The organism is Streptococcus sp. IsoGale021, from assembly GCF_031142795.1.
In the GTDB taxonomy this organism is placed as follows: Bacteria; Bacillota; Bacilli; order Lactobacillales; family Streptococcaceae; genus Streptococcus; species Streptococcus hominis.
In genome coordinates this window covers 113185-119354 of the sequence record NZ_JAKZJH010000006.1, presented here as the reverse complement: position 1 = coordinate 119354, position 6170 = coordinate 113185, and the positions used below count along the sequence as shown (strand labels likewise).

Sequence of the window (6170 nt, the reverse complement as noted above, 5' to 3'; positions counted from 1 at the left end):
ACAAGAAATTAACTAAAAACTAAAAAGCAGAGACTATTAGCGAACGGAACTCTGATTGTTAGAGTGAGTTAAAACACTTTTGTCCCAAACTCGTCTTGTGTTTTTTAAAAGAAAGAGTATAATTCTATTTAGAAGATTATCTAAATAGAAAGTGTAACTTAAATGTCGAAGAAAACGGATATGCTTGCTTTTATTTTTTTATCTTATAACTTAGCTTGGTTGATTTGGATTGGGCTATGGTTAGCTGATGTCAAGCTTGGCGAGCCTATCGCTCAGGCTGGAACTATTCTTGACATGTGGATGCCAGCTTTTGCTTTTTTTATCTTAAAGAAAAGGAGATTAGCAAACATGAAATTACAGGCTCAATTTTCAACAAATCTCAAAGGATGTTGGCGCTATTATTTATTAGCGCTTTGGTTGCCTGGGGTATTGAGTTTTTTAGGAGCAGGACTGTATTACATCGTCTTTAGCAAACAGTTTAGTCTTGGTTTTGAGATGTTGCGAGAAATGCTGGGAAGAACAGGTAGTCCTCAAAGAAATCTTCCCATACAGATCGTTATTTTTGCACAACTATTTTCAGCTTTGACGTATGCGCCTTTTCTTAATAGTCTGTTTGCTATTGGTGAGGAAATTGGGTGGCGCGGTTATCTTTATCCAGCACTACGCAAGCGTTTTTCAATAGTTCAAGCGCACTTATTAGTTGGACTTATCTGGAGTATTTGGCATCTGCCGATTAATTTGCAGGGATATAATTATGGACTAACTTATTTTGCATATCCTTGGCTGGGATTGCTTGCAATGTTTGTTTTTTGTTTTAGTTTAGGCGTTTTATTAAGTTGGGTGATGGAAAAGACGAATTCTATCTGGGCTCCAGCACTCTTGCACGGTGCTGTTAATGCCATTGTTGGCGTGGGTCTTTTATTTCAATTGCCAACAGAAAAAGCATTAGCCTTGCGTATTCTAGGTCCGACACCCACAGGACTTCTGGCAGTTTTACCTTTCTTGTGTTTAGCGCTAGCCATTTTACAAAAAGAAAAGAGGGAAACTCATGAGTTTTACTAATACCTTCAAGGCCCTATCTCATCCTGTGAGACGAGAGATTTTAGATTTGTTAAAAATGGACAAGATGTCTGCTGGGGAAATAGCAGACCAGTTTGAATTGACAGGAGCCACCATTTCGCACCACCTCAATGTCTTGAAGCAGGCGGATTTGGTTGTGGAAACACGGGAGAAAAACTTTATTTACTATGAACTCAATACGTCTGTGTTGGAGGATATGATGGTGTGGTTAGCAGACTTGAAAGGAAGTAAAAGAGATGAAAATGAATAAAAAAATATTAGGACTAACAACTGTTATGATTCTGTTGCCTGTGCTTGTGGGTTGTTTCTTTTGGGATCGGCTACCAGAAACGATGGCAACGCATTTTGATTTTTCGAATCAAGTAAATGGATTCAGTAGTCGATGGGTAACAGTTTTTGGTATTCCTAGTTTTCTGCTGCTTATACATTGGTTTTGTTTATTTGTGACTAGCAAGGATCCTAAATCTAAGAATATTAGCTTGAAAATGTGGCATCTGGTTTATTGGATTATTCCTTTGACATCTTGTTTAGTCATGACAGCTATTTACGCGCAAGCCTTGGGTTATGCAGTTAATCATGCTCTGATAAATGGTATGTTTTTAGGAGTTCTATTTATTGCTATTGGGAATTACATGCCAAAAACTCGTCGCAATTATACGGTTGGTATACGTTTCCCATGGACTTTGGATAATGATGATAATTGGATAAAGACACATCGTCTGGCTGGTAAAATTTGGGTGATTGGTGGTATTATCATTTTCTTTAATGGTTTCGTTCAGATTGCAGTTACGTTCGTGCTTGTTTTTACTCTAATCATTATGATTATAGTGCCAATGATTTATTCTTACTGGTTATCTAAAAGAATACACTGATTCATTTGCTGTTTAGCTTGAAACTTTTTTAGTCTAATTATCGTTGTGGGAGCGGGACGACAAAATTGAACTCTTTGAGTTGCTGATTTTTGTCTCGCTCCTATTATCTTGTTAAAATACGATTTCTAGAAATATTGAAAAATTTTCTATAATAGGCCGAGAAAATAGAGGGAGAAAAAATGAAATTTTATTCTTATGATTATGTTTTGAGTCAAATCAGCCAGCAAAACTGGGTGACGGTTGGACTTTCTATTTTGTTGTTACTTGTGACAGGTTTTTTTGCTTTTAAGGCTTATCGAAATAAGCGCGATTCGAAATTTCGGGAATTGGCGATTATCTCCATTTTGTCTTTGATTGCTATCGTTCTGATTGGGATTAGTACTTTTCAGACCAATCAAGCCTCTAATAACCAGTTCCAAACTTCTCTTCATTTTATTGAAGTTATTTCAAAAGATTTGGGAGTAGATAAGTCAGAGGTTTATGTCAACACTTCAGCTGCGACGGATGGAGCGATTTTAAAAGTTGGAAAAGATTTTTATCGAGCTATGAGTGGCAGTGAGCCAGATAAGTATTTACTGGAAAAAATTAAATTGCATAAGACAACAGATATCAAATTAGTGGAGGTTAAAAAATGACATTGAATTTTCTTGAAATCTTGATTAAATTAGCTCTGGGACTATTTTCACTCGTGTTTGTTATCAATGTGACAGGAAAAGGAAATCTGGCACCTAATTCCGCGATTGACCAGATTCAAAATTATGTTCTAGGTGGTATTATTGGTGGGGTGATTTATAATAGCTCTATTAACATTCTCCAGTATGCGATCATCCTCATTATGTGGACGATTTTGGTCTTGACTCTAAAATGGCTCAATAACAATGTTCGGGCAGTCAAGCATTTGATTGATGGTAAACCGACTACCCTGATTCAGCACGGGAATTTGAGCCCTGAAGCTTGCTGCTCCGTTGGTCTTTCTGCAGCGGACGTGGCTCTGAAGTTGCGTAGTCAAGGAATTTTTCAACTAAAGCAAGTTAAACGAGCAGTCATGGAACAAAACGGTCAGCTTATTGTCGTACAGGCAGGTGAGGAAAATCCGAAATACCCCATTATCACAGACGGTGTTGCCCAGATTGATATTTTAGAGTCTATTGACAAAACAGAAGAATGGTTAATCGAGAGGCTCGCTAAGGAAGGCTATACTGATATTTCTAATATCTTCATCGCAGAATATGAAAGTGGCAACTTGAGCGTTGTGACGTATTAAGACTATTTTCCTTTTTGAATAGATAAAAGTAAAAGAGAGAAGAAGAGCTTGCTAGGAGTTCTGCAGAAAAATGAAATCAGGATAAAGATACTGCGAAGCTTATGTGAGATAAAAAGGTGAAAAATGAAGCTGCTGTTGAAATTATAGTTTAAAAATAGATAGCATTAAAGATAGTAAAGGAATATTAAAAAATCTTTTTCTAAAACGGCACAAATATAAAAAATAAAGCCCTATCCGACTAGTCCATCCAGATAGAGCTTTTGTTTTTGAGGAAATCAGAGTTTTGTTTGTAATTCTATTATTGTAAGAAGTGTTAATAAAAATCCTTACTATCAGATAGGACAGTAAGAGAATTCAATCAGGGTTAGAACATTGCTGTTAGTACAGTAATAAATCCAAATACAATACCTGGAGCATTTGCAGCAGCAAGTGGTAAATCGCGTTCTTTTTTAAACAAACCATAATAAACCCAAAGGCTACAGTTAATGGCAGCTACCAAAGGTTGGATAAAGTTACCCTTATGTCCAGCTAAATTATCCATAATTTGTGGGATATAAGATACATACATCATGACAGACATGAATGTCGCCGCCCAACCTATCATTTTCATTCGTTTTTCGTTCATTTCTATAACTCCTCATAAAACGTAGTGTAGAGAACTAGAATTCATTTATAACATACTAAGTTCATATAAAACAAGCATCATTCAATATTATTATTTTATACTAATCATAAAATTTAAGCAAGAATAATATACTAATGATTATGAGTACAATGTGAGTCAACTCTATTTTTTATTTAAAAAACTATGTAATATGTTATAATAAAGTGTTATCAAATATGAGGTTTCATTTGCCTTGAAAGGAAAAGCTATGACTGAAAAGAATTTTTATATTACAACGCCAATTTACTATCCAAGCGGTAAGCTCCATATTGGGAGTGCTTATACGACCATTGCTTGCGATGTCCTTGCTCGTTACAAACGTCTCATGGGTTATGATGTTTTTTATTTGACAGGGCTTGATGAGCACGGTCAAAAGATTCAGCAGAAAGCGGAAGAAGCGGGTGTTACTCCTCAGAAATATGTGGACAGGATGGCAAAAGGAGTTAAGGAACTCTGGCAACTGCTGGACATTTCTTATGATAAATTCATCCGCACAACAGATGATTATCATGAAAAAGTAGTAGCAGCTGTTTTTGAACGTCTTCTGGCGCAAGATGATATTTATCTAGGTGAGTATTCTGGTTGGTATTCTGTTTCGGATGAGGAATTCTTTACAGAAAGTCAGTTAGAAGAGGTCTTCCGTGATGAAGACGGTAAAGTTATCGGTGGGATTGCACCATCAGGTCACGAAGTGGAATGGGTTTCAGAAGAATCCTATTTCCTCCGTCTCAACAAATATGCTGATCGATTGGTAGCCTTCTTTAAAGCCCATCCTAACTTTATCCAACCAGATGGTCGGATGAATGAAATCATCAAAAACTTTATCGAGCCAGGCTTGGAAGATTTGGCAGTATCACGGACTTCTTTCACTTGGGGAGTGCCTGTACCGTCCAATCCAAAACACGTGGTGTATGTCTGGATTGATGCTCTGCTCAATTATGCGACAGCTCTGGGCTATGGTCAAGATGCAGATGCCAACTTTGAAAAATTCTGGAATAATGGAACAGTCTTCCACATGGTTGGAAAGGACATCTTGCGTTTCCACTCTATCTACTGGCCAATCATGCTCATGATGCTGGATATGAAATTGCCAGATCGCTTGATTGCCCATGGTTGGTTTGTCATGAAGGACGGTAAGATGTCTAAATCTAAGGGCAATGTCGTCTACCCAGAAATGCTGGTGGAACGCTTTGGGCTGGATCCGCTTCGTTATTACCTCATGCGTAGCCTTCCAGTTGGTTCTGACGGCACTTTCACGCCAGAAGACTACGTGGGTCGTATCAATTTTGAGCTGGCAAATGACCTTGGAAATCTCCTCAACCGTACGGTTGCTATGATTAACAAGTATTTTGACGGTCAAGTGCCGATTTATAAAGAGAATGTGACAGAATTTGATGCGGACTTTGCAGCAGTAGTAGCAGAAAATATCGCAATCTACCACAAACAGATGGATGCCGTGGACTATCCACGAGCCTTGGAAGCAGTGTGGAATATCATTTCTCGTACCAATAAATACATTGATGAGACAGCTCCGTGGGTATTGGCTAAGGATGAAGCTAAACGTGATGACTTAGCAGCGGTTATGGCGCATTTGGCAGCTAGCCTGCGCGTGGTGGCTCACCTCATTCAGCCATTTATGATGACCACATCAAATGCCATCATGGAACAGCTTGGTTTAGGGGCAGATTTTGACCTAGAAAATCTAAATTTAGCAGGACTTCCGACAGGTGTCAAAGTAGTTGCCAAAGGCACGCCAATCTTCCCACGTCTAGATATGGAAGAAGAAATTGCTTATATCAAGGAGCAAATGGAAGCTAATAAGCCAGCCATTGAAAAGGAATGGGAGCCAGAAGAAGTAGAACTCAAACTCAACCGCAAGGAAATCAAGTTTGACGATTTTGACAAAGTAGAACTCCGTGTCGCAGAGGTTAAAGAAGTTTCTAAAGTTGAAGGTTCTGATAAATTGCTTCAATTCCACTTGGATGCGGGAGACGGCGAAGATCGTCAAATTCTGTCTGGGATTGCTAAATACTATCCAAACGAGCAAGAATTGGTTGGCAAGAAAGTCCAAATCGTAGCGAACCTCAAACCACGCAAGATGATGGGACGTATCAGCCAAGGCATGATCCTCTCAGCAGAATATGGTAATCAACTAACTCTGCTCACAGTAGATCAAAATGTACCAAATGGTAGCTTGATTGGGTGAGCCCACAGGAAGATTAGAATTAAAAATGAGCCTGGGACAATAATGTCTCAGCCTCGCTTTGTTTATCGTTCCGGTCAATGGAAT

7 protein-coding genes are annotated in these 6170 nt (G+C 38.4%); 6 read left to right on the top strand and 1 reads right to left on the bottom strand.

Annotated features, from left to right (window positions below; genetic code table 11):
• Window positions 1–162: 162 nt before the first annotated feature.
• The 5 genes from RG565_RS06080 to RG565_RS06060 all read left to right on the top strand — a co-directional run bounded on the left by RG565_RS06080 (window position 163) and on the right by RG565_RS06060 (window position 3216).
• Window positions 163–1062 (top strand): CPBP family intramembrane glutamic endopeptidase, encoded by a 900-nt coding sequence (locus RG565_RS06080; protein ID WP_247937182.1) that lies wholly within the window; start codon window positions 163–165, stop codon window positions 1060–1062.
• On the top strand, window positions 1049–1330 hold the full coding sequence (locus RG565_RS06075) for an autorepressor SdpR family transcription factor (RefSeq protein ID WP_049533669.1): 282 nt from the start codon (window positions 1049–1051) through the stop codon (window positions 1328–1330). Before RG565_RS06080 ends, RG565_RS06075 begins: the two co-directional genes overlap by 14 nt.
• A complete protein-coding gene (locus RG565_RS06070) occupies window positions 1317–1952 on the top strand; it encodes an SdpI family protein (RefSeq protein WP_247937183.1) in 636 nt (211 codons plus the stop codon). Before RG565_RS06075 ends, RG565_RS06070 begins: the two co-directional genes overlap by 14 nt.
• Before the next feature lie 179 nt (window positions 1953–2131).
• The gene (locus RG565_RS06065; RefSeq protein WP_102570600.1) at window positions 2132–2587 is read left to right on the top strand and encodes a DUF3290 family protein; all 456 of its coding nucleotides are present in this window, start codon (window positions 2132–2134) and stop codon (window positions 2585–2587) included.
• The gene (locus RG565_RS06060; RefSeq protein WP_247937184.1) at window positions 2584–3216 is read left to right on the top strand and encodes a DUF421 domain-containing protein; all 633 of its coding nucleotides are present in this window, start codon (window positions 2584–2586) and stop codon (window positions 3214–3216) included. The genes RG565_RS06065 and RG565_RS06060 overlap by 4 nt, the downstream gene beginning before the upstream one ends.
• Before the next feature lie 364 nt (window positions 3217–3580).
• On the opposite strand, the gene RG565_RS06055 is transcribed toward RG565_RS06060, so the two are convergent.
• On the bottom strand, window positions 3581–3841 hold the full coding sequence (locus tag RG565_RS06055; RefSeq protein WP_247937185.1) for an SWEET family sugar transporter: 261 nt from the start codon (window positions 3839–3841) through the stop codon (window positions 3581–3583).
• A 247-nt stretch (window positions 3842–4088) separates the two neighbouring features.
• Here RG565_RS06055 and metG point away from each other — a divergent pair, with 247 nt between their 5' ends.
• Window positions 4089–6086, top strand: a complete 1998-nt coding sequence (metG, locus tag RG565_RS06050; protein ID WP_247937186.1) for a methionine--tRNA ligase — start codon at window positions 4089–4091, stop codon at window positions 6084–6086.
• The last annotated feature ends 84 nt before the right edge of the window (window positions 6087–6170 follow it).

Coding starts and splice junctions, on each gene's coding strand:
- RG565_RS06065 (WP_102570600.1), top strand. CDS start 2,132: ATGAAATTTTATTCTTATGATTATGTTTTGAGTCAAATCAGCCAGCAA.
- RG565_RS06055 (WP_247937185.1), bottom strand. CDS start 3,841: ATGAACGAAAAACGAATGAAAATGATAGGTTGGGCGGCGACATTCATG.
- RG565_RS06075 (WP_049533669.1), top strand. CDS start 1,049: ATGAGTTTTACTAATACCTTCAAGGCCCTATCTCATCCTGTGAGACGA.
- RG565_RS06070 (WP_247937183.1), top strand. CDS start 1,317: ATGAAAATGAATAAAAAAATATTAGGACTAACAACTGTTATGATTCTG.
- metG (WP_247937186.1), top strand. CDS start 4,089: ATGACTGAAAAGAATTTTTATATTACAACGCCAATTTACTATCCAAGC.
- RG565_RS06080 (WP_247937182.1), top strand. CDS start 163: ATGTCGAAGAAAACGGATATGCTTGCTTTTATTTTTTTATCTTATAAC.
- RG565_RS06060 (WP_247937184.1), top strand. CDS start 2,584: ATGACATTGAATTTTCTTGAAATCTTGATTAAATTAGCTCTGGGACTA.